We start from the raw sequence: 22,591 nt of genomic DNA, 5'->3' as shown, positions 1-22,591 counted from the left end.
GCGCGGACATACCGTGCCCGCCACCGCTTTGCACCAAGGACCGAAGATGAAACTGCGGATCGCCGCCACCGCCGCCCTGATCGCCGCCGCCCTTACCACGCCGGCATTCGCGCAGCGGGCCGCGCCCGCCGCCGCGGTTGCGGCCGATGCAGCCGGCCCGCGCGCCGCGCCCAAGCTGATCGTCGCGATCTCGGTCGATCAGTTTTCGGCCGATCTGTTCGCCCAATATCGCAACCACTTCACCGGCGGATTCGCGCGCCTGTTGCAGGGAGTGGTCTTTCCGGCCGGTTATCAGAGCCATGCCGCCACCGAGACGTGCCCGGGCCACTCGACGATCCTGACGGGGATGCGCCCGGCGCATACCGGGATCATCGCCAATAACTGGATCGACCAGAAGATCGGCCGCGCCGACAAGACGGTCTATTGCGCCGAGGACGAGCGCGTCCCCGGCACCGATCACAACAGCTACACCGCCGCGGACCTCCATCTGAAGGTGCCGACGCTGGGCGAGATGATGAAGGCTGCCAATCCCGCCACGCGCGTCGTCTCCGTCGCGGGCAAGGATCGCGCGGCGATCATGATGGGCGGTCACAAGGTGGACGAGCTGTGGTTCTGGGACGGGAAGGATTTCGTTTCCTATGCCGGTCGCGCCGTGCCGCCGACGATCGCGCGCGCGCGCGCTGCCGTGGCGGGGCTGATCGCCAGCCCGCAGGGCCCGCTTCCGCTGCCGGGGTGGTGCGCGGCCATCTCGCGCCCGATCCAGGTCGGCGGGCAGACGCTCGGCACCGGCCGGTTCGAGCGCGCGGCGGGCGACGCCAAGGCTTTCCGTGCCTCCCCCGCGATCGACAGCGCCGTGCTCGGCATGGCCTTTGGGCTTGCCAAGGATATGAAGCTCGGCACTGGCGGTACGCCCGATCTGCTGATCGTCGGCCTTTCCGCGACGGACTATATCGGGCATGCCAATGGCACGCAGGGCAGCGAGATGTGCATCCAGATGAACGAGCTGGATCTGTCGCTGGAGAATTTCTTCGATGCCCTCGATGGTCTGGGTATCGATTACGAGGTGGTGCTGACCGCCGATCACGGCGCGCATGACCTGACCGAGCGCCAGGCGCAGCACGCCATGCCGATGGAGACGCGCCTCGATCCGGCAGCCGCGCCCAAGCTGGTCGGCGCGGCGATTGGCAAGGAACTCGGGATCGCCGGCCCGGTGCTGATCGGCGGCGAAGGCGACGTTTACGTATCCAGCGACGTGCCGGCAGGAAAGCGTGCAGCCGTTATCGCCGCGGCCGTGAAACGGTACGCCGCAATGCCTCAGGTCGCCGCCGCGCTCACCCGCGAGCAGATCGCCGCCACCCCGATGCCAAAGGGCCCGCCGGAAAACTGGACGCTGGCGGAGCGCGCGCGCGCCTCCTACGATCCCGAGCGCTCGGGCGATTTCCTGCTGTTGTTCAAGCCCCGCGTCACCCCGATCCCCGTGCCGGGGCCGGGCTACGTCGAGACGCACGGCAGCCCGTGGGATTATGACCGGCGGGTGCCGATCCTTTTCTGGCGCAAGGGGATTGCCGGGTTCGAACAACCGCTGTCGGTAGAAACGGTGGACATCGCACCGACGCTTGCCGCCACCATCGGCCTGCCGGTGAGCGGCCTCGACGGGCGCTGCCTCGATCTGGATGCTACCGCCGCCTCGACGTGCCCGCGCTGAGGCTGGCAGGGCTGGTCAGCGCGGTTTTATCCCGTTGAACCACGCGCCGGAAATCAGCTCGCCAAGTCGCCGGGATATCGCCCCGGCGGCAAAGGGCTTCTGGATCACCGCATCGTCACCGACATGGGCCAGCGCGCGCAGATCGGCATAGCCGGTGACGAACAGCACCGGCAGGCCCGGCCGCAGCCCGCGCGCCTGGGCGGCGAATTCCGCGCCGTTCATGCCGGGCATCGCGAAATCGACCACGGCGCCGTCGAGCGCGATGTCCCGCTCCACCACGCTCAGCGCGCGCATGCCATCCGCCGCCTCGATCACGACTGCGCCGGCGTCGCGCAATTCCTGCGCCGTCACCGCGCGGACATGATCGTCGTCGTCGAGCACCAGCACAGTGCGGCCGGCGATAGAGACTTCGCCAGTCGTCAGCGATTCGGTCGCCTGCGGATGATGATCCGTCATCGCGCGTGGCAGGTACACGGTGACAGTCGTCCCCTTCCCGGGGGCCGTCTCGATATTGATCCCGCCGCCCGACTGTTTGACGAAGCCGTAGACCTGCGCCAGCCCGAGCCCCGAGCCCTTGCCCACTTCCTTGGTGGTGAAGAACGGCTCGAACACCCGCGCGCGCACCGCTTCGGTCATTCCCTCGCCCGTATCGGCGACCGACACCATCACATAGTCGCCAGCGCGCGGCGCATCGGGTGACACAGGCTCACCCAATGTGACATTCGCGGTGGTGACGCCGAGTTTGCCGCCGGCGGCGCCCATCGCATCGCGGGCGTTGATGGCAAGATTGAGCACCACCAGCTCGAATTGCGTGGGATCGACGAAAGCCTGCCACAAATCGGGCGCCAGCCGCGCGTCGATCGTGATCGCGCGACCGAGCGTGCTTTCCATCAACGGGCGCATCCCGACTATCGACGCATTGAGTTCGACTGCCTTGGCCTCCAGCCGCTGGCGGCGCGAGAAGGCGAGCAACTGCGCCGTCAGCGCGGCGCCGCGTTCGGCCGCCATCCTCACATGCTCCAGCCGCTGGCGGGTGCGCGCGTCGCCTGCCTCGCCAAGCGTGCGCTCCAGCATCGCAACATTGCCGAGCACGACGGTGAGCAGATTGTTGAAATCATGCGCGACGCCAGAGGTGAGCTGACCCACCGCCTCCAGCCGCTGCATCTGGTGAAGCGTCGCCTCGACCCGCTCGCGCTCGGCGATTTCCTTGAACAGTTCGCGGGTGCGTTCGGCCACCCGGCGCTCGGACGCCTCCCCCGCGAGATGCGCCTCGCTCACGTCGACCGCGCAGCAGATGAACCCGCGATACACGCCGTCGATGATGCGCGGCCTGGCTTCGGCATGCACCCAGCGTGGCTCGCCGTTCGGCCCCATCAGCCGCAGATCGCCGCCCATCGGTGCGCGCGATTCATGCACCCGCGCGCGAACGATCCCGAGCGCCTTGCGATCCTCCGGCAGGTACAACCGGGTCCAGCCCTCCCGGATAACCTCAGCGGGCGCCACGCCCAGGAAGGTTTCGAAGAACTGGTTCGCGAAGATGATCTCGCCCTGTTCGTTTGTCTGCCAGATCAATGCCGGCAGCGAATCCGAAAGGTCGCGGAACCGTGTCTCGCTCTCGCGCAACGCCTCGCGCTCGTGACGACGACGGGAGATGTCGATCACCGTCCCCGCCGCGCGGACACACTCGTCGTTCTCGAAAATGCCGCGCCCTGTCGCCGCGAACCAGCGCGTCTCGCCATTGTCGGCACGTATCGCGCGAAACTCGATATCGATCGGTGCGCGGCGTGCCGGATCGACCGCCGCCGCCAGACTGGTGCGCACCATCCCGATATCCTCCGGGTGAAGCAGCGCATAATATTGATCGAGCGTCAGTTCACGATCGGGCGGCAACCCATACATCGCCTTCGCCCGATCTGACCATATGCCGCGACGGGATCGCACGTGAATATCCCATATGCCGATCTCGGCCGCCTCCGTCGCCAGTTCCAGCGATTCGCGGCTCAAGGCCAGCGCGCGTTCGGCACTGTACCGGTCGGTGACATCGGCGCCCTGCACGAATATGCCGCTGACCGCGCCGGTCGCATCCCTGATGGGATGAAAGAGAAAATCGAGATGGCGGGTTTCCGGCTCGGTATCGGGGTGTCGCCGGAGCAACGCGGTCGCGCCGTTCTCGCGATGCGGCTTGCCCGCGGTCCGTACCGCGTTGAGCAGACGCCAATATCCTTGCTGCTCGATCTCCGGCAGCACCTCGTGCGCTGCACGGCCGATGATCCCGCCGGGCCGCTCCCCGATCAGTTCGCGAAAGGCCTGATTGGCGTGCTCGATCACGTGATCCGGGCCGCGCAGCACGACGATGAAGCCCGGCGCATCCTCGAACAACTGTGACAAGCGCTGCTTCTCGTCAGTCAGGGTTCGTTCCGCCCGCACGCGCTCGGTCGTCTCCGAGACGATGCACATCACCCCGCCGATCGCGCCATCGTCCAGCCGGATCGCGGAATAGGAAACGTCGAAGAACACTTCCTCGTCGAACCCCGCGCGATCGGTATGGAAAGGGCGGTTGCGCGCATTAAAGGTTTCGCCGGTGGTGCGCACATGATCGAGCAGCGGCGCCAGATCATCCCAAAGCTCACCCCAGGTTTCGCGCGCCCGACGGCCAAGCGCGCCCGGGTGCTTGTCCCCGATCGTCGGGGCATAGGCGTCGTTGTAGAGCGCGACATGCTCCGCCCCCCAGAACAGCACGATCTCGGAAGCGGCGGGAAGTATCAGGCTGACGGCGTTGACCAGCGCGGACGGCCACTGATCGATCGGCCCCAGCGGCGAATCCGACCAATCCTTCGCCAGTATCAGCGCGCCCAGCGCCCCGCCACCGGCGAACTGGCGCGCAACCTCACGCACGTTGTTGGCCGGGCCGTCCATCACCATTATTACTATATCTTTCAGTTCGCCCCGCAAAGCCGGAACGATGGCATACCGGTGCAAAGCACGTTATCCGCGTAACGGATGAAGCCAGCGTTCCGTTCAATCCACGCCCATCGCCTGCTGCGTGTCGCGGCGGCCACCCCACGCGCCTCTGTCGGCGATGCTGCCGCCAATGCCGAAGCGACGATATTGCTCGCCCGCGAGGCGCATGATGCGGCAGTCGACCTGGTGGTGTTCCCGGAACTAAATCTCACCTCCTATGCAATCGACGACCTGCATTTGCAGACGGCGCAACAGGCGGCCACTCTCGACGCGATCGCCAAGGTTACCGGGGCGACTCGCGATCTGCGCCCGGTGCTGCTGGTGGGCGCGGCGCTGGCGAGGAACGGGCGGCTGTACAATTGCGCGGTCGCAATCGCGCGCGGGCGCGTGCTGGGCGTCGTGCCCAAGACGTTTCTGCCCAATTACCGCGAATATTACGAAAAGCGCTGGTTCGCCAGCGGCGCAGGGCTCACCGGGCTGACGATCTCAGTCGGCGATGAGGAGGTGCCGTTCGGCACCGACCTGATCTTCGCCGCGAGCGATCTGCCGCAATTCGTCTTCCATGCCGAGATCTGCGAGGATTATTGGGCGCCGACGCCGCCCTCCACGCTGGGCGCGCTGGCGGGCGCGCTGGTGTGCTGTAACCTTTCCGCATCGAACGTCACGATCGGCAAGGCGCGCGAGCGGGCTATGCTGTCGGCGGCGCAATCGGCGCGCGCAACCTGTGCCTATGTCTTTTCGGCGGCGGGATCGGGGGAGAGCACCACCGATCTCGCGTGGGACGGCCAGGGCACGATTCACGAGCTGGGCGAGATGCTTGCGGAATCCACGCGGTTCGGGGGCGGCCCCGAACTCTGCATCGCCGATGTCGATTGCGAGCGGCTGGAACAGGAACGCAGCCGCTTCGGCACATTCAACGACGCCGCCGCGCTCGCCGGCCATCCGGAGGCGCGGTTCCGCCGCATCCCCTTCGCGCATCAGCCCGATTTTGCCGATATCGGCTTGCGGCGCGCCGTCCGGCGCTTCCCGTTCGTGCCCAATACCCCCGACAAGCTGGATGCCGACTGCTACGAAGCCTTCAACATTCAGGTGGAGGGGCTCGCGAAGCGGTTCGAGGCGACCGGCGCCAGGCGGCTGGTGATCGGCGTTTCGGGCGGCCTCGATTCGACGCATGCGCTGATCGTCGCGGCAAAGGTGCTCGATCGGCTCGGGCGGCCGCGCGCGGATATCCTGGGCATCACCATGCCCGGCTTCGCGACCAGCGACGCGACGAAGGCCAATGCGTGGAAGCTGATGCAGGCGCTGGGGGTGACGGCGGAGGAGATCGACATCCGCCCCGCCGCGCGCCGGATGCTGGAAGACATGCGTCACCCGTTCGCCAACGGTGAACCCGCCTACGACGTGACGTTCGAGAATGTGCAGGCCGGCTTGCGCACGGATTATCTGTTCCGTCTCGCCAATCAGCGCGACGGCATCGTCGTCGGCACGGGCGACCTTTCCGAACTGGCGCTGGGTTGGTGCACCTATGGCGTGGGTGACCAGATGAGCCATTACGGCGTTAACGCCGGCGTGCCCAAAACGCTGATCCAGTTTCTGATCCGCTGGTGCATCGCGACCGATCAATATGATCGTGCGACCGATGCGGTACTGGAAGATATCCTCGCAACCGAGATCAGCCCCGAACTGGTGCCAGCCGGGGCGGATGGCGTGATCCAGAGCACGGAGGCACGGATCGGCCCCTATTCGCTCAACGATTTCTTCGCGCATCACGTGATCCGCTATGGCCTTGCGCCGTCCAAGATCCTGTTCCTCGCATGGCACGCCTGGCGCGATGCCGAAGCCGGGCGCTGGCCGGAGGGCATGCCGGAGGCGGCGCGGGTCGCCTATGATCTCGATACGATCCGCGGCTGGCTCGAGAAATTCCTCACCCGCTTCTTCCGCACCAGTCAGTTCAAGCGATCGGCATTGCCGAACGGGCCGAAGGTTTCACCCGGCGGCGCGCTCAGCCCGCGTGGCGATTGGCGTGCGCCGAGCGACGGCACCGCCGCCGCGTGGCTCGCGGAGCTGGCACGGTGGGATTGAGGCGCGCGCGTCAGCCGGCAGTCCATGTCTCGGCGAACACCCGCTGAAAGTTCGTACCGAGTATCTTCTCGATCGCGGCGCTGCGCACGCCGCGCTTGGCCAGCGCGCGGGCGATGACCTCCATCCTGTCAGCGCGATTGAGCCCCTCCACGAATGGCGGCGGCCCCTCACCCGGCGCACCCACGCCTGATGCCTTGCGGCGTGCGATATCCGCGTTCCACATCTTCATGTTCGCCGGCGAGGTATCGAAACGGCCCACCAGCGCGTCGCTGCCGATCCCCACATGGTCCTCGCCCGCAACCTTTAAGGCATGCGTCAGGTGCGCCAGATAATCGTCGAGGGACTGCTGCTTCCGCCCGCCCGCGATAAACGAAAGTTCGTAGATGCCGATCACACCGCCACTGTTCGCCAGCGCGCGGATCAGGGCATCGGACTTGTTGCGCGGATGCGGATGCACCGCCCCGCACCCCGCATGGGTGACGAGCGTCGGCCGGCGAGAGGCGGCGATCGCCGCGAGGCTGGACGGTTCATCGCTGTGGCTCACGTCGATTGTGACGCCCTGCGCGTTCATGCGCGCCACCGCCTGCCGCCCAAGTTCGGTCAGCCCGGTCGATTGCCTGGACAGGACGCCGGACGCGAATGGCGTGGTCACGTTATAGCTGAGCCCCATCACCAGCACGCCCGAGGCGCGAAAGGCGTCGATCGCCTCGATCTTGCCTTCGAGCATGCTCGCACCCTCGAACGAATAGATGATCCCCACGCGCCCTGCCCGCTTCGCGGCGGCGATATCGCCCACGTCGCGGACCTTGACGAACAGATCCCTGTTGGCCGCGATCGCCGCGTCGAAGAACGCGATTTCCTCGATCGTATCCGCGCGATTTGATCCCGAGCCGCCCAGTGTCGTCTTGAACGCGGTGATTCCGGACTGCCTGATCTCTTTTGCGTCCCTCGCCGGCAGCGGCTTGGTATCGCTGAACGGGCCGGCAAGATTACCGTTGAGAACGATCGCCTGGCGGTAGAGCCGGTCGGCCGGCGACGGCGCGGCCGCAGGTGATCGGGCCGCGGCGCGGAGTGCGGGCAATGCCATCATTCCCGCCAGCATCGATCGTCGACCGAAAGTCTGCATTTATCGCCCCCGCTGTGAAAGCCCGTTCATAGCGCGCCGTGCCAGGATCGCGCTACTGCCCCTTGAACGCAGGTGCCCGCTTTTCGAGGAAAGAGGCCATGCCCTCGCGAAAATCCTCGGAGCGAAACAGCGGCAGCAATTGCAGATAGACGTGCTGGACATGCGTGTCGAACGGCTCGTCCAGCCCCATGCGCATCATCCGCTTTGCCGCCTGCACCGCGAGCGGCGCGTTGGCGGCGATCTCCGACGCCAGCGCACGCGCAACGGCGGCCACCTCGACGGCCGGCACGATACGGTTGACCAGCCCCTCGGCAAGACATTCCGCCGCGCCGAGCGTGCGCCCGGTAAACACGATTTCCGCCGCCTTCGCCCAACCGAGCATGCGCGGAAGGAACCACGTGCCGCCGGATTCCGGCAGCACGCCACGCTTCACGAAGGCCGGTGCCAGCTTCGCGTCCTCCGCCATCACACGGATGTCGCAGCCGAGTGCGAGGTCCATGCCATAGCCCGCCGCCGATCCGTTCAGCGCGCAGATCACCGGCTTGTCCATCGCGAACAAGACAGTGGGCGGTGTGTTGCGCAGGTCGATCGTCGCGCCGAACGTGGCGGAGGAAGAGCCGATCCCCTCGGCGCTGGACGCCGCGTTGAGATCGAGCCCGGCGCAAAAGGCGCGGCCGGTGCCGGTCAGCACCACGACGCGCGCCTCCTGATCGCTGTTGGCGCGTACCAGCAATGCGGTCAGTTCGTCCAGCATCGGACCGGAGATGGTGTTCATCCGCTCGGGTCGATCGAGCGTGATCGTGGCGATGCCGTCCGCCACTTCATATCGTACATCCGCCATCATAAGCCTCCCGCCATGTGCGTTACCGTTGCTGCATAATCCCGCATCGTTTCGTCGAGGATCTGCGCGACCGGCTTCACATCGTGGATCCGGCCAGCGACCTGCCCGGTCAGCGCGATGCCCGCTTCCAGATCGCCCTCGAAATAGACGCGCCGCGTATCTGCGAACTCACCGAAGATATTGACCGAGCCCTCCGCCGCGATCCGGGCCGAGCGCGCGGTGCGGAGCGCGCGGAGCGCCGGCCCCGGCCCCTTGCGATTGAGGAATACGGTGTCGGTCGCGTCGGCGTGAACGATCGCCTGCTTCCAGTTCTCGTGCACCGGGCTTTCGGAGGCGGTGAGGATGCGCGTGCCCATCAGCACGCCCTCCGCGCCGAGCGCGAAGGCCGCCGCCATCGTCTTGCCGTCCATGATGCCCCCCGCGGCCACCACGGGCACGTTCACGGCTTCCGCCACCTGCGGCACGAGGACCATCGTCGATACGTCCTTCGGGTTCTTGAAGCCGCCGCCCTCGCCGCCCTCGACGATCAGTCCGTCCACCCCGGCCTCCACGGCGCGCAGCGCGCCGGCGAGATTGGGGACGACGTGAAACACCGTCAGCCCGGCATCCTTGAGCATCGCGGTATATTTCATCGGATCCCCGGCCGAGGTGGTGACGAACTTCACCCCCTGATCGATCACGAAACGAATGATATCGGGATCGCGGACGAATGCCTGAGCCACGTTCACGCCGAACGGCTTGTCGGTAAGCTGGCGCATCTTGAGGATCTCCTCGCGCACGGCGTCAAGCTCGCCCGAGGATGTCTCGATGATCCCCATGCCCCCGGCATTCGAAACTGCCGAGGAAAGCTGGGCGCGGGCGATCCAGCCCATCGCCGCCTGGATGATCGGCTTTTCGATCCCCAACATCTCCGTGACGCGCGTCTTCACCGCCATGCGGCGCACTCCTCTCCGCCTGTTTTCGAAGAACGGGTTGGCATGAAGCGCACGGCGGCGCCAGCCCGAAACGAGCCGGCGCCGAAACACGGGTATGTTATTCGGCGGCCTCTGCCGTCGCCACAGGCTCCTGCCACACCAGCTTCGGCTTGCGTGCCGCGAGCGTTTCGTCGAGCCGGCTGCGCGGGGCGAAATGCGGCGCGGTGCGCAGCGAGGGATCGCCCGCGCGCGCGCGCTCCGCCACCGAGCGCAGCGCCCCGATAAACTGATCGAGCGCTGCCTTGCTCTCCGTCTCGGTCGGCTCGATCAGCATGGCGCCATGAACGACGAGCGGAAAATACATCGTCATCGGATGGAAGCCCTCGTCGATCAGCGCCTTCGCGACGTCGATCGTGGAATAGCCCTCCGCGAAGCCCGCATCGGAAAAGATCGCCTCGTGCATGCACGGGCCGGAAGCGGCGAACGGCGCGTCGAGCACGTCGCTCAGGCTGCGAAGGACATAATTGGCGTTGAGAACGGCATCTTCGGCGACCTGGCGCAAGCCATCCGCTCCGTGGCTGAGAATATAGGTCAGCGCGCGCGTGAACATGCCCATCTGGCCATGGAAGGCAGTCATCCGGCCGAAACTGTCCGGGTGCCTCTCCTCGACCGTCTCCTCCTCCACCAGCGTGATATGGCCGTCGCCGTATCGCTCGGTGAACGGCAGCGGGCCGAACGGGCTAAGCGCTTCGGACAATACGACCGGGCCGGAGCCGGGGCCGCCGCCGCCATGCGGGGTGGAGAAGGTCTTGTGCAGATTGATATGCATCGCATCCACGCCCAGGTCGCCCGGGCGGACGCGCCCGACGATCGCGTTGAAGTTCGCGCCGTCGCAATAGACATAGCCGCCAGCGGCATGAACCGCGTCGCTGATCGTCTTCAGATCACGCTCGAACAGTCCGCAGGTGTTGGGGTTGGTAATCATCACCGCGGCGACATCGGGCCCGAGCCGCGCCTTCAGCGCTTCGGTATCGATCCGGCCGTCGGCGTTGGCGGGAATGTCCTCCACCGTGAACCCGGCGAAGGCAGCGGTCGCGGGATTGGTGCCATGTGCCGACTCCGGCACCAGCACCACCTTGCGATGCCCCTCGCCGCGCTTCTCAAGCGCCGCCTTGATGCACAGGATTCCGCAAAGTTCGCCGTGCGCGCCGGCCTTGGGCGACATGGCCACGCCATGCATCCCGGTCAGTTCGATCAGCCACACCGCAAGCTCGTTGATGACGCCGAGCGCGCCCTGCACGGTATCGACAGGCTGGAGTGGATGAACATCCGCGAACCCCGGCAGCCGCGCCATTTTCTCGTTGAGCCGGGGATTATGCTTCATCGTGCACGAGCCGAGCGGAAACAGCCCAAGGTCGATCGCGTAATTCTGGCGGCTGAGGCGCGTGTAATGGCGCACCGTCTCGGGCTCGGACAAGCCGGGCAGCCCGATCGGCGCTGTGCGCGCGAGGCTGCCAAGCTTTGACGTGGTGCCGACGGGCGCCGCCACCTCCACGCCGGTCGTGCTGGTATCGCCGATCTCGAAGATCAGCGCCTCTTCCAGCATCAGCGCCTTGTTGCCGGTGAATGTCGGCGGCGCATCATTGCCCTTCGCTGGCGCGCTCGGACGCCAGCCGCTCTGGTTGATCGCGCTCATGCCAGCTCCTCCTCAAGCGCGTTCGCCAGCGCCTCGACATCTTCCATGGTCGTCGTCTCGGTAACGGCGACGACCAGCCCGTTGGCGAGCGCCGCCTCGCCCGGATAGAGGCGGCCGAGCGATACGCCGGCAAGGATGCCGCTGTCTGCCAGCGCGCGGACGATCGGCCGCGCCTCCTTGCCCAGAACGAGGGTGAATTCGTTGAAGAACGTCTCGTTCACAAGGCGCACGCCGGGCACCTGCTGCAACCGCTCCGCCGCCGCCACCGCGCCGCCATGATTGGCCGCCGCGAGCGCCCGCAGGCCAGCTTCGCCGAGCAGCGTCATGTGGATCGAGAACGCCAGCGCGCACAGGCCGGAATTGGTGCAGATGTTCGAGGTCGCCTTTTCGCGCCGGATATGCTGTTCGCGCGTGGAAAGCGTGAGCACAAAGCCGCGCCGCCCGTCGGCATCCACCGTCTCGCCGCACAGCCGCCCCGGCATTTGCCGGACGTACTTTTCCTTGCAGCCGAACAGGCCGACGTAAGGGCCGCCGAATTGCAGCCCGACACCGAGCGACTGGCCTTCGCCGACGACGATATCGGCGTCCATCTCACCGGGCGATTTGATCGCGCCCAGCGCCACCGGCTCCGTCACGACCGCGATCAGCAACGCCTTTCTGGCGTGGCAGGCATCCGCCAGCGCGCCAAGATCGGCGATGCGGCCGAGGATATCGGGATATTGCACCACCACGCAGGAGGTGTCCGCATCGATCTTTCCGATCAGCGCGTCGAGATCGGTTTCCGCCGTAAGCGCCGGCACCGACACGTCGAGCGCATCGCCGGTATATTTCGCCATCGTCTTGGCTACCGACACATAATGTGGATGCAGCCCGCCCGAGAGGATCGCCTTGCCGCGCTTGGTGATGCGCCGCGCCATGCCGATCGCCTCCCAGCACGCGGTCGAGCCGTCGTACATGCTGGCGTTCGCCACATCGGTGCCGAGCAGACGCGCCACCTGCGTCTGGAACTCGAACAGCATCTGCAACGTGCCCTGCGCGATCTCGGGCTGATAGGGCGTATAGGCGGTGAGGAATTCGCCGCGCTGGATCAGATGATCGACGCTCGCCGGCACATGATGGCGATATGCGCCGCAACCGAGGAAGAAGGGCGCCTCGCCCGCCGACAAATTCTGCCGCGCCAGCGCCGTCATGTGGCGCTCGACCGCCAGTTCGCTGGCGTGGCCGGGGAGGCCACGGACCGGGCCGGCGAGGCGGACGGGCTCGGGCACATCGACGAACAGGTCATCGATCGAGGATACGCCGATCGCCGCGAGCATCGCCTCGCGATCCGGCTGGGTAAGCGGGAGATAACGCATCAAAGTGGCTTTCTCATCGTGAAGCGCAAGCGGACGTAATCGGCGACCCACCCGCCATCCGGCCCGCGCAGCCGATCGGCGACACGCGCGTCGATCGCCTGGGCGATCTCGCTTTGGGTAGCGGCGGATATGCCGGTCGCATTGAACGGGCCGGTCATGAAGGTTTCGATCCAGCCCTTGGCGCCGGTGGGGAGCGGCGTGGGGCGCGGGATCAGTTCGGCGGCGATATCGGTGAACCCGGCGTCGGCATAGACGCGGGTGAAATCACCGACCGTCGGATACCAGTGCAGTTCCCCGGCGGGCAGCGACAGGCCCCGCGCTGCCAGCTCGGCATGGATGCCATCCCACAGTGTCGCGCAATTGCCCGCGCCGCCCATCTCGCCCACGAAGCGCGCGCCCGGCTTCAACGCGCGAAACACGCCGCGCGCCACCGCGCCGCTGTCACGCATCCAGTGCAGCACCGCATTCGAGAAGGCGGCATCGAACGCGTCGGTGAAATCCAGCGCCTCGCCATCCATCACCCGCGCATCGAGCCCGCGCGCGCGCGCTGCCGCGACCATCGCGGGCGACGCATCGACGCCGACCACCGCCGCACCAGCCTGCGCGATCGCGGCGGTGAGCACGCCATCGCCGCAGCCGATATCAAGGATCCGCTCGCCCGCACGCGGCCCGAGCAGGTCCACAACGGGCTGCCCCATCGCCGGCACGAAGGCGGCGTTGGCGGCATAGGCCTGCGGGTTCCAGTCGGAAGCGGGCGAGACGGCCATTGCGCCGATCAGAGCTTTGCGACGAACGCGTCGTAAGCGCTCTCGTTCATCAGCTCGTCCAGTTCGGACGGGTCCGACAAGGTGATCTTGAAGAACCAGCCCTCGCCTTCCGGGTCCGTATTGACCAGCGAGGGATCGTCGGCGAGCGCGGCATTGCCCTCGATCACCGTGCCGGATACCGGCGAATAGACGTCGCTCGCCGCCTTGACGCTCTCGACCACCGCGGCATCATCGCTTTTGGACAGTTCCTTGCCGTCTTCCGGCACTTCCACGAACACGATGTCGCCAAGCTGGCCCTGCGCATAATCGGTTATTCCGACGATGCCGATCTCGCCATCGACGTCGATCCATTCATGGTCTTCGCTGAAATAGCGGCTCATCTTATTTCACTCCTCGAAAATACCGGTGGGGAACGAAAGGCATCGGCGTCACGGTCGCGCTGTGGACCTTGCCGCGTTGGGTGAGCTGGACGCGCGTACCGGGCGTGGCGAGCGCCGCGGGAACATAGGCCATCGCGATCGGCGCACCGACCGTTGGCGCGAAACCACCGGACGTGACCTTGCCGACATCGCTGCCGTCCGCATCGAGCACGGACGCCCCCTCGCGCACCGGCTGGCGGCCCTCCACAAGCAGGCCGACGCGCTTCGCGGCTGGCCCGCTCTCACGCTCCAGCAGGATGCGGTCGGCACCCGGAAAATCGCGCGCTTCGCGGCGCCGCTTGAACAACGCGAAGCCGAGATCGGCCATCACCGGCGTCGTTTCGGGCGAAAGGTCGTGGCCATAGAGCGGCAGGCCCGCTTCCAGCCGCAGCGAATCGCGCGCGCCAAGACCGATCGGCTTCACCTCCGGCTGCGCGACGAGCGCGTCGGCAAGCGATGTCGCGGCTTCGGCTGGGATCGAAATCTCGAAACCGTCCTCGCCGGTATAGCCGGAACGACTGATCCACAGCGCGTGGCCCTGCCACTCGAACGGCGCGGCCTGCATGAATACCAGGCCCTCCACGCCTGGAACGACGCGCGCCAGCGCATCGACCGCTTTCGGGCCCTGCAGCGCGAGCAGGGCGTGATCGTCCATCAGATTGAGCGTCACCTCGTCGGGCAGATGCTCGATCATATGCCCGATATCATCATATTTGGTCGCGCCGTTCACGACCATGTACACCCGGTCGTCGGCCTGGCGCGTCAGCATCAGATCGTCGAGGATGCCGCCCGCCTCCGTCAGCAGCAGCGAATAACGCGCACGATTGAGGGCGAGGCCGGCGATATCGGCGGGCATCAGCGCCTCCAGCGCCGCCACCACTCCTGCGCCGGTGAAGGTCAGCTGGCCCATATGGCTGACATCGAACAATCCGGCGGCGTCGCGGGTCCATAGATGCTCGGCCATGATGCCCTCGTACTGAACGGGCATGTGATAGCCTGCGAACTCGACCATCCGGCCGCCCCTGGCGCGGTGCCACGCGTCGAGCGGCAGCGTCTGGATCTGCGGCTCCTCGAAATCGTCGTCGCTTGGGCGTGGGTCGGTCATGGGGGGCGTCTTCCGGCAGAAAGGGCGACAGACGCGGGAACGCGCCCGCGATCGATCCGTTCACCCCCTCTGTCACGGGAACCTGAGAGCTTCCCCCGGTGGCGCGGCGCCGCGGCTGCGCGCGCGGGGTTACCCCTTCGGTGAGGCGCGGCTGAAAGCCATGCCTGCTTTCCAGAGTATCGTTTGGCCCGTGCGGTCCTTTTGCCTGAGAGTTTCCGGGGCGGTTGCTCCTTCGGCGGCCCCCACCGCCGTCCTTGAAGGATGGCGATGGCGGCTCTCTCCCGCGTGTGCCTTGCCGGTTGCCCGGATCACGATGGCCCAGGCTGTGACCGCGCGGCGCGCACGAGTCAATCGCGTTTCGGTGCGCAGACGATCATTTGCCGGTCAGTCGGAACAGGCGCCCCTGGCCGCCGCGTTCGGCATCTTCGACCAGCCAGATCGCGCCGTCGGGCGCCTGTGCCAGCCCACGGATGCGCAAGCCCATTTTCCACTGATCGGCCGGATACGCCTTGTCGCCCTTCAAGGTGACGCGGACAAGCGACTCGCCAGACATGCCGGCGATCAGCAGCGATCCTTTGTACTGCGGGAATAGCGCACCTGAATAGGCGATCATTCCCCCCGGCGAGATCGTAGGCGTCCACCATAATTTCGGCGCGGCGAATTCGGGCCTGGAGGGGTGCGCCGGGATCGGAGCGCCGGAATAATTGATGCCGTTCGACACGATCGGCCAGCCATAGTTGCGGTTTGCCTCCAGCAGGTTGAGCTCGTCGCCGCCCTTCGGCCCCATCTCCACTTCCCACAATCGGCCGTCGCCGGTGAAGGCCAGGCCGTAGGGATTGCGATGCCCGGCCGTCCAGGTCTGCGCGCGCACCCCGCCCGTCTTGTATTGCGGATTGCCCGGCCACGCCGCGCCGTCCAGCGTCAGCCGCAGCACCTTGCCGAGCGCCTGTTCCGGGTCTTGCGCCGGCGTGAAGCGCTGGCGCTCGCCGGATGCCAGGAACAGCGACCTGCCGTCCGGCGCGAAGGTGATCGCGGCGCCGAACTGGCCGCCCGGCCCGTCGGATCCCGCCCGCCAGATCACGCGCTGGCCCGACAATCTGGCGCCGTCGAGCGTCGCCTTCATCAGCGCGAGGCTCGAACCGCCATTCGGGCGCGCCTCGGCATAGCTTAGGTAGATCGTGCGGCTCTTCGCGAAATCGGGAGCGAGCGCCACGTCCAGCAGGCCCCCTTGCCCGCCATAGGCCACCGCCGGCACCCCGGCCACATCGCGCACGCCGCCGTCCGCCGCGCGCAGCTTGAGGTGGCCCGGCTTTTCGGTGACGAGCGCAGCGCCGTCCGCCAGCAGCGCGATCGCCACCGGTTCGTCGAACCGCCCGATCTCCGTGACGGTGAACGGCGGCGGCGTCAGCGGCAGATTCGCGCGGCCGGTGGTCGCCGGGATGTTCCTGATTCCCGGCTCGGCCGGGGAATTTCTCGGCACCGGATTGTTCGCCCCCGCCGGCTGCGGCCCCTGCGGGCCTTCCAGGAGAGTCTGGCGATCGGCCGGCTGCTGCGCGGCGCAGGCGCTGCCGGTCATGAGCGCGAGAACGAAAAACTGGCGGCGAATCATCGATATCTCCGGGAATTGTGCTTCTCATGCATAACGCCGCTATCGGCTGTCGGTGCCAGCTTGCGTCGCGGCGAGGTTCGGCATATATCGCCCGTGCTTTCTCTACATCGCCAGATGAAGAGGTCGCGGGGAACCCCTCGCGGCGGCCTTAACCCACGCGTGGAGCAACGATGGCGGATCTCGCCGCACTGACCGGATTGATCGCACCCGAGGCGCAGGCGCTCGGCTTCGACCTCGTGCGCGTGCGGCTGCTCGGCAAGGGCGACGATCGCACGTTGCAGGTGATGGCGGAGCGCCCGGATACGCGGCAGCTCACCATCGATGATTGCGCCGCGCTGTCGCGTCGCCTTTCGGACATGCTCGACGAAAAGGATCCGATCGAGGATGCCTACCGGCTGGAGGTATCGTCCCCCGGCATCGATCGCCCGCTGACCCGCCGCAAGGATTTCGCCGATTGGGCGGGGCATGAAGTGCGGATCGTGCTGGCTGCGCCGATCGATGGCCAGAAGCAGTTCAAGGGCGATCTGGCCGGCATCGAGGGCGAGACGATCGCGGTGGTGCAGAAGAGCGGCGCCATCGCGCATGTGCCGTTCGCCGGCGTGGTCGATGCGAAGCTGGTGCTGACCGACAAGCTCATTCAGGCAACCGTCCCGCTCTCTGCCGAGGGCGCGGAAGAAGAAATCGAAGCAGAGGAAACCGAATAATGGCCACCGGGGTGACCGCCAACCGCGCGGAGCTGATCGCGATCGCGAATTCCGTCGCCAGCGAGAAGATGATCGACAAGGCGATCGTCATCGAGGCGATGGAGGATGCGATCCAGCGCGCCGCCCGCACCCGCTACGGCCAGGAAATGGATATCCGCGCGAAGCTCGATCCGAGCAATGGCGATCTGCGCCTGTGGCGCGTCGTCGAGGTCGTGGAGCTGGTCGACGACATCTACAAGCAGGTCGATGTGAAGGGCGCGCAGAAGCTGCAGCCCGGCGCGGTGGTCGGCGATTATCTCGTCGATCCGCTGCCCCCGATCGAATTCGGCCGCATCCAGGCGCAGGCCGCCAAGCAGACCATCTTCCAGAAGGTCCGCGATGCGGAGCGCGAGCGCCAGTATGAGGAGTTCAAGGATCGCGCCGGGGAGATCATCACCGGCGTCGTCAAGCGCGTCGAATTCGGCCATGTCGTGGTCGATCTCGGCCGCGCGGAGGGTGTCATCCGCCGTGACGCGCAGATCCCGCGCGAGGTGGTGCGCGTCAACGATCGCATCCGCTCGCTGATCCTCAAGGTGGTGCGCGAGAATCGCGGGCCGCAGATTTTCCTCAGCCGCGCGCATCCCGATTTCATGAAGAAGCTGTTCGCGCAGGAAGTGCCGGAAATCTACGACGGCATCATCGAGATCAAGGCCGCTGCCCGCGATCCGGGCAGCCGCGCCAAGATCGGCGTCATCAGCCATGATTCGAGCATCGATCCGGTGGGCGCGTGCGTCGGCATGAAGGGCAGCCGCGTGCAGGCGGTCGTGCAGGAGATGCAGGGCGAGAAGATCGATATCATTCCCTGGTCGCCGGACACCGCCACCTTCGTGGTCAATGCGCTTCAGCCCGCGAACGTCAGCCGCGTGGTGATCGACGAGGAAGAGGATCGCATCGAGGTGGTGGTGCCGGACGATCAGCTTTCGCTGGCGATCGGCCGGCGCGGCCAGAACGTGCGGCTTGCCTCGCAACTCACCGCCAAGGCGATCGACATTCTCACCGAAACCGACTCGAGCGAGAAGCGTCAGCAGGAATTCGTCCGCAACTCCGAACTGTTCCAGAACGAACTGGATGTGGACGAGACGCTGGCTCAGCTGCTCGTCGCCGAAGGCTTCAGCGAACTGGAAGAAGTCGCCTATGTCGAGCTGGACGATCTGTCCGCCATCGAGGGCTTTGACGAGGATCTCGCGCAGGAATTGCAGAGCCGCGCGCAGGAAGCGTTGGAGCGCCGCGACGCTGCCGCACGCGACGAGCGCCGCGCCCTTGGTGTCGAAGACGCGCTGGCCGAGCTGCCCTATATGACCGAGGCGATGCTGGTCACGCTCGGCAAGGCCGGCATCAAGACGCTCGACGATCTCGCCGATCTCGCGACCGACGAACTGGTCGAGAAGAAGCGCCAGGAACCGCGCCGTCGCAACGAGGACGCGCCCAAGCGCCCCGAGCACAAGGGCGGCGTGCTGGCCGAATATGGCCTTACCGACGAGCAGGGCAACGAGATCATCATGGCGGCGCGGGCGCACTGGTTCGAGGACGAGGACCAGGCTGGTGACACCGCGGAGGCGAGCGACGCCTGATGCCGTTCGTGTCGATCCGAATGGCGGGCTCCGCGTCCAGGGAGCAGAAGGCGGGGCTGGTGGCTGACGTCACCGCCGCGCTCGTCGCGCGGCTGGGCAAGAGCCCGGCCGCGGTGCAGATCGTGATCGAGGAAATCTCACCCGAGAATTATGGCGCGGCCGGCATCCTGATCGCCGATCGCAAACCCGAGGGAGACGCTCATGCGGAACCCTCGCAATGATGCTCTAGAGCCGCCCACCCGCACCTGCATCCTGGGCCGTGCGCAGGCCGCGCGGGAAGAACTCGTGCGGCTTGCACTTGCACCGGATGGCCGCGTGCTGCCGGATGTTCGCGCGAAGGCGCCGGGGCGCGGCGCGTGGATCGGGGTCGATCGCACCGGCCTCGAAACCGCGATGGGGCCGAAGGGGAAGCTGCGCGGCGCGCTGGCCCGCGCGTTCAAGACGAGCGATTTCGCCGTTCCCGACGACTTGCCGGCGCTGGTCGCCGCCGCGCTGGAACGTAACGCGCTCGATCGGCTCGGGCTGGAATCGCGCGCGGGTACGCTGCTGACCGGATCGGAGCGGATCGAGGCGGCGGCGCGCGGCGGGCAGTTGCACGCGCTGTATCACGCCGCGGATGCCGCTGCCGACGGGCGCGGAAAGCTCGCGCAGGCGTGGCGCGTCGGCACCGATCGTGAAGGAAGTGACCTCAAGGGGTTGGCCTTGCCGCTGGAACGCACCATATTGTCGATGGCGCTGGGCCGCGAGAACGTGGTACATATCGGCGTTACCGACCGCTTGGCGGCCGCGCGATTGGGCGAAGCGCTCGATCGCTGGCTGCATTTTATCGGCCCTGATCTGATTTCCGTGCCTTGCGAAACGGCCTCGCAAGGCGCATCGACGCCCGGATCATCCGGGCAACCGGCCGTGACGACGCACGAGGAATTTGAGTGAGCGAAACCGACAACGACAAGCCGAAACTTGGCATGCGCGCGCCTTTGGGGCTGAAGCGCACGGTCGAGACCGGCAAGGTGAAGCAGAGCTTCAGCCACGGCCGTTCGAACACGGTGGTAGTCGAAGTGAAGCGCCGTCGCGTGATCGGCCCCGGCGGCGTTCCCGCGCCGGAACAGACGGCGGCGGAGTCCCCCGCCCCCGTTCAGCAGGCCCCGGAACCGCCACGCCCGGCGCCGCCGCGCGCGCCTGCCGGTGAAACCCCGCAGGAGCGCCAGGCCCGCATGCTGCGCGAGGCTGACGATCAGCGCATGCAGGCGCTGGAGGATCAGCGCCGCCGAGAGGAGGCAGAGCGTCAGCGCGCTGCTGCCGAAGAAGCGCGTCGCATGGAGGAAAAGCGCGAGGCCGAGGCAAAGTCCGCCGCCGCGCCCGCGCCGGAACCCACGCCCGCGCCGGAACCGAAGCCTGTTCCCGAAGCAGCAGCGCCGGCCACGCCCGCCCCGCCCGCGCCGCCGGCTCCGGTAGCCGCCAGCACGCCCGCGCCGGCGCCGGCGAAGGCCGAGCCTGTCGCGCCGCCGCCTGCCCCTCCCGCTCCGCCCGTGCTCGAGCTGGGACGGGATCCGTCGCTGCCGGCGCCACGCCGGTTCAGCCCGGTGGCGCGCCCCGAAATTCCGAAGCCGCAGCCCAAGCCCAAGCCGGAAGCGGCGAAGCCTGCCGCCAGCGCCGCGCCGGCCGCTGCCGCCAGCAGCAGCGCGCCCTCCGCCGGCAATCCGCAGCAGCGCAGCATGCCATCGGGCCAGGCCACCCCGCGCAACGCCCCCCCCGCCCGTCCGCAGCAGCGCGACCGCAAGGGAGACGAGCGCCGTGGCGGCAAGCTCACGGTCAACCGCGCGCTGAGCGAGGATGGCGCCCGTGCGCGCAGCCTCGCGGCGCTGAAGCGTGCGCGTGAAAAGGAACGCCGCACGCAGTTCGGCGGTTCGCGCGAGCCGCAGGCGAAGCAGTATCGCGATGTGCAGGTGCCGGACGCGATCACCGTGCAGGAACTCGCCAACCGCATGGCCGAAAAGGGCGCGGATCTGGTGAAGGCGCTGTTCAAGATGGGCATGCCTGTCACCGTCAACCAGACGATCGATCAGGACACCGCCGAGCTTCTCGTCACGGAATTCGGCCACAATATCGTGCGCGTTTCGGATTCGGATATCGATCTGGTGACCGATGCCGCGCCGGATGCCGATACCGATCTGAAGCCGCGTCCGCCGGTGGTGACGATCATGGGCCATGTCGATCACGGCAAGACCAGCCTGCTCGATGCGCTGCGCGGCACCGATGTCGTGAAGGGCGAGGCCGGGGGCATCACCCAGCATATCGGCGCCTATCAGGTGACGCTGAAGGACAAGTCCAAGATCACCTTCCTCGATACGCCGGGGCACGAAGCGTTCACCGCGATGCGCGCGCGCGGCGCGGACGTGACCGATATCGTGGTGCTGGTGGTCGCCGCCGACGACGGGCTGATGCCGCAGACGATCGAAGCGATCAATCACACCAAGGCCGCCGGCAAGCCGATGATCGTGGCGATCAACAAGATCGACAAGCACGAGGCCAATGCCCAGCGTGTGCGCGAGCGCTTGCTGGAGCATGAGGTCGTCGTCGAGGAGATGGGCGGCGACGTGCAGGACGTCGAGGTTTCGGCGCTCAAGAAGACCGGTCTCGACGAGCTGATCGAGAAGATCCAGCTCCAGGCCGAGCTGCTCGATCTGAAGGCAAATCCGGATCGTGCCGCAGAGGGCACCGTGCTGGAAGCGAAGCTGGACAAGGGCCGCGGCCCGGTGGCGACGGTGCTCGTCACGCGCGGCACGCTGAAGGTGGGCGACGTGTTCGTCGTCGGCGCCGAGAGCGGCAAGGTTCGCGCGGTGGTCGACGACAAGGGGCGTCAGCTCAAGCAGGCCGAGCCGTCGATGCCGGTCGAGGTGCTGGGCATTTCCGGCACGCCGTCTGCGGGCGATCCGCTCCAGGTGGTCGAAAACGAGGCGCGGGCGCGCGAGGTCGCCGAATATCGCCAGAGCGTGTTGACGCAGAAGCGCACCACGGCGGCACCGGCCAGCCTGGAGAGCATGTTCTCCGCCCTGAAGGCCAATCAGGCGATCGAATATCCGGTGGTCGTGAAGGCTGATACGCAGGGCACGGTCGAAGCGATCGTCGCCAGCCTGAACAAGCTTTCGACCGACGATATCCGCGTGCGCATCCTGCACTCGGGCGTGGGCGGCATCACGGAGAGCGACGTGAATGTGGCGGCCGCGTCGGGCGCGCCGATCATCGGCTTCCACGTTCGCCCCAATGCAAAGGCGCGCGAGATCGCCGAGCGGCATCATGTGGCGTTGAAATATTACGACATCATCTATGATCTGATCGACGAAATCCGCGCCGGCATGATCGGCGAGCTTGGCCCCGAGGCGTTCGAAACGGTCGTCGGCCGCGCCGAAATCCGCGAGGTTTTCTCGGCCGGCAAGCACGGCAGGGCCGCCGGTCTGCTGGTCGTCGAGGGCATCATCCGCAAGGCGCTCAAGGCGCGTATCACGCGCAACGATGTCATCATCTACAACGGCGAGATCGCCTCGCTGCGTCGTTTCAAGGACGATGTGGCGGAGGTTCGCGCCGGTCTGGAGTGCGGCGTGACGTTCACGCAGAACTTCACCGACATCAAGCCGGGCGACTTCCTCGAAACCTTCGAGGTCGAATTGCGCGAGCGGACGCTCTGACATGGACGGCC

General features: G+C 66.9%; 17 protein-coding genes and 1 riboswitch. Of the genes, 7 read left to right on the top strand and 10 right to left on the bottom strand.

The genetic code is table 11. The annotated features are described in order from the left end of the window. The first annotated feature begins 46 nt into the window (after positions 1-46). Positions 47-1,705, top strand: a complete 1,659-nt coding sequence (locus ACM61V_RS07415) for an alkaline phosphatase family protein (RefSeq protein ID WP_137787401.1) — start codon at positions 47-49, stop codon at positions 1,703-1,705. Positions 1,706-1,720: 15 nt separating this feature from the next. Here the strand turns inward: ACM61V_RS07415 and ACM61V_RS07410 are convergent, their stop codons facing one another. Further along, positions 1,721-4,627 carry a hybrid sensor histidine kinase/response regulator gene (locus ACM61V_RS07410; RefSeq protein ID WP_137787402.1) on the bottom strand — a complete coding sequence of 969 codons (2,907 nt, stop codon included), beginning with the start codon at positions 4,625-4,627 and terminating at the stop codon, positions 1,721-1,723. A gap of 78 nt (positions 4,628-4,705) precedes the next feature. Here ACM61V_RS07410 and ACM61V_RS07405 point away from each other — a divergent pair, with 78 nt between their 5' ends. Continuing rightward, positions 4,706-6,748 carry an NAD(+) synthase gene (locus tag ACM61V_RS07405; RefSeq protein ID WP_137787403.1) on the top strand — a complete coding sequence of 681 codons (2,043 nt, stop codon included), beginning with the start codon at positions 4,706-4,708 and terminating at the stop codon, positions 6,746-6,748. 10 nt (positions 6,749-6,758) lie between these two features. Here ACM61V_RS07405 and ACM61V_RS07400 read toward each other — a convergent pair whose 3' ends face one another. The 9 genes from ACM61V_RS07400 to ACM61V_RS07360 all read right to left on the bottom strand — a co-directional run bounded on the left by ACM61V_RS07400 (position 6,759) and on the right by ACM61V_RS07360 (position 16,580). After that, positions 6,759-7,874, bottom strand: coding sequence for a dipeptidase (locus ACM61V_RS07400; RefSeq protein ID WP_137787404.1), 1,116 nt, complete (start codon positions 7,872-7,874; stop codon positions 6,759-6,761). Positions 7,875-7,926: 52 nt separating this feature from the next. Next, positions 7,927-8,715 (bottom strand): enoyl-CoA hydratase/isomerase family protein, encoded by a 789-nt coding sequence (locus ACM61V_RS07395; protein ID WP_212742203.1) that lies wholly within the window; start codon positions 8,713-8,715, stop codon positions 7,927-7,929. Further along, positions 8,715-9,650 carry an NAD(P)H-dependent flavin oxidoreductase gene (locus ACM61V_RS07390; protein WP_137787406.1) on the bottom strand — a complete coding sequence of 312 codons (936 nt, stop codon included), beginning with the start codon at positions 9,648-9,650 and terminating at the stop codon, positions 8,715-8,717. The genes ACM61V_RS07395 and ACM61V_RS07390 overlap by 1 nt, the downstream gene beginning before the upstream one ends. Before the next feature lie 97 nt (positions 9,651-9,747). Beyond that, the gene (gene gcvPB, locus ACM61V_RS07385) at positions 9,748-11,325 is read right to left on the bottom strand and encodes an aminomethyl-transferring glycine dehydrogenase subunit GcvPB (protein ID WP_137787407.1); all 1,578 of its coding nucleotides are present in this window, start codon (positions 11,323-11,325) and stop codon (positions 9,748-9,750) included. Continuing rightward, a complete protein-coding gene (gene gcvPA / locus ACM61V_RS07380) occupies positions 11,322-12,680 on the bottom strand; it encodes an aminomethyl-transferring glycine dehydrogenase subunit GcvPA (RefSeq protein ID WP_137787408.1) in 1,359 nt (452 codons plus the stop codon). The genes gcvPB and gcvPA overlap by 4 nt, the downstream gene beginning before the upstream one ends. Then, a complete protein-coding gene (locus ACM61V_RS07375; protein WP_137787409.1) occupies positions 12,680-13,447 on the bottom strand; it encodes a class I SAM-dependent methyltransferase in 768 nt (255 codons plus the stop codon). Before ACM61V_RS07375 ends, gcvPA begins: the two co-directional genes overlap by 1 nt. An 8-nt stretch (positions 13,448-13,455) precedes the next feature. Next, positions 13,456-13,827 carry a glycine cleavage system protein GcvH gene (gene gcvH / locus ACM61V_RS07370; RefSeq protein WP_137787410.1) on the bottom strand — a complete coding sequence of 124 codons (372 nt, stop codon included), beginning with the start codon at positions 13,825-13,827 and terminating at the stop codon, positions 13,456-13,458. A 1-nt stretch (position 13,828) separates the two neighbouring features. Further along, positions 13,829-14,971, bottom strand: coding sequence for a glycine cleavage system aminomethyltransferase GcvT (gene gcvT, locus ACM61V_RS07365; protein WP_137787411.1), 1,143 nt, complete (start codon positions 14,969-14,971; stop codon positions 13,829-13,831). Positions 14,972-15,154: 183 nt separating this feature from the next. Further along, positions 15,155-15,265: riboswitch (glycine riboswitch) on the bottom strand. A gap of 79 nt (positions 15,266-15,344) precedes the next feature. Continuing rightward, positions 15,345-16,580 (bottom strand): PQQ-dependent sugar dehydrogenase, encoded by a 1,236-nt coding sequence (locus ACM61V_RS07360; protein WP_137787412.1) that lies wholly within the window; start codon positions 16,578-16,580, stop codon positions 15,345-15,347. Positions 16,581-16,750: 170 nt separating this feature from the next. Here ACM61V_RS07360 and rimP point away from each other — a divergent pair, with 170 nt between their 5' ends. The 5 genes from rimP to infB are packed head-to-tail and all read left to right on the top strand — an operon-like array spanning position 16,751 to position 22,580. Further along, positions 16,751-17,284 (top strand): ribosome maturation protein RimP, encoded by a 534-nt coding sequence (rimP, locus tag ACM61V_RS07355; RefSeq protein WP_137787413.1) that lies wholly within the window; start codon positions 16,751-16,753, stop codon positions 17,282-17,284. Beyond that, entirely contained in the window at positions 17,284-18,894 is a 1,611-nt protein-coding gene (gene nusA, locus ACM61V_RS07350; RefSeq protein WP_137787414.1) for a transcription termination factor NusA, read from the top strand. Before rimP ends, nusA begins: the two co-directional genes overlap by 1 nt. After that, a complete protein-coding gene (locus ACM61V_RS07345; protein WP_137787415.1) occupies positions 18,894-19,115 on the top strand; it encodes a tautomerase family protein in 222 nt (73 codons plus the stop codon). Before nusA ends, ACM61V_RS07345 begins: the two co-directional genes overlap by 1 nt. Further along, on the top strand, positions 19,096-19,827 hold the full coding sequence (locus ACM61V_RS07340; RefSeq protein ID WP_137787416.1) for a DUF448 domain-containing protein: 732 nt from the start codon (positions 19,096-19,098) through the stop codon (positions 19,825-19,827). Before ACM61V_RS07345 ends, ACM61V_RS07340 begins: the two co-directional genes overlap by 20 nt. Then, the gene (gene infB / locus ACM61V_RS07335) at positions 19,824-22,580 is read left to right on the top strand and encodes a translation initiation factor IF-2 (RefSeq protein ID WP_419713912.1); all 2,757 of its coding nucleotides are present in this window, start codon (positions 19,824-19,826) and stop codon (positions 22,578-22,580) included. Before ACM61V_RS07340 ends, infB begins: the two co-directional genes overlap by 4 nt. The last annotated feature ends 11 nt before the right edge of the window (positions 22,581-22,591 follow it).

The organism is Sphingomonas sp. TX0543 (assembly GCF_048565505.1).
Classification (GTDB): domain Bacteria; phylum Pseudomonadota; class Alphaproteobacteria; order Sphingomonadales; family Sphingomonadaceae; genus Sphingomonas.
Note: the sequence above shows the minus strand (reverse complement) of the source record. Positions and strands in the feature narration are given on the sequence as shown.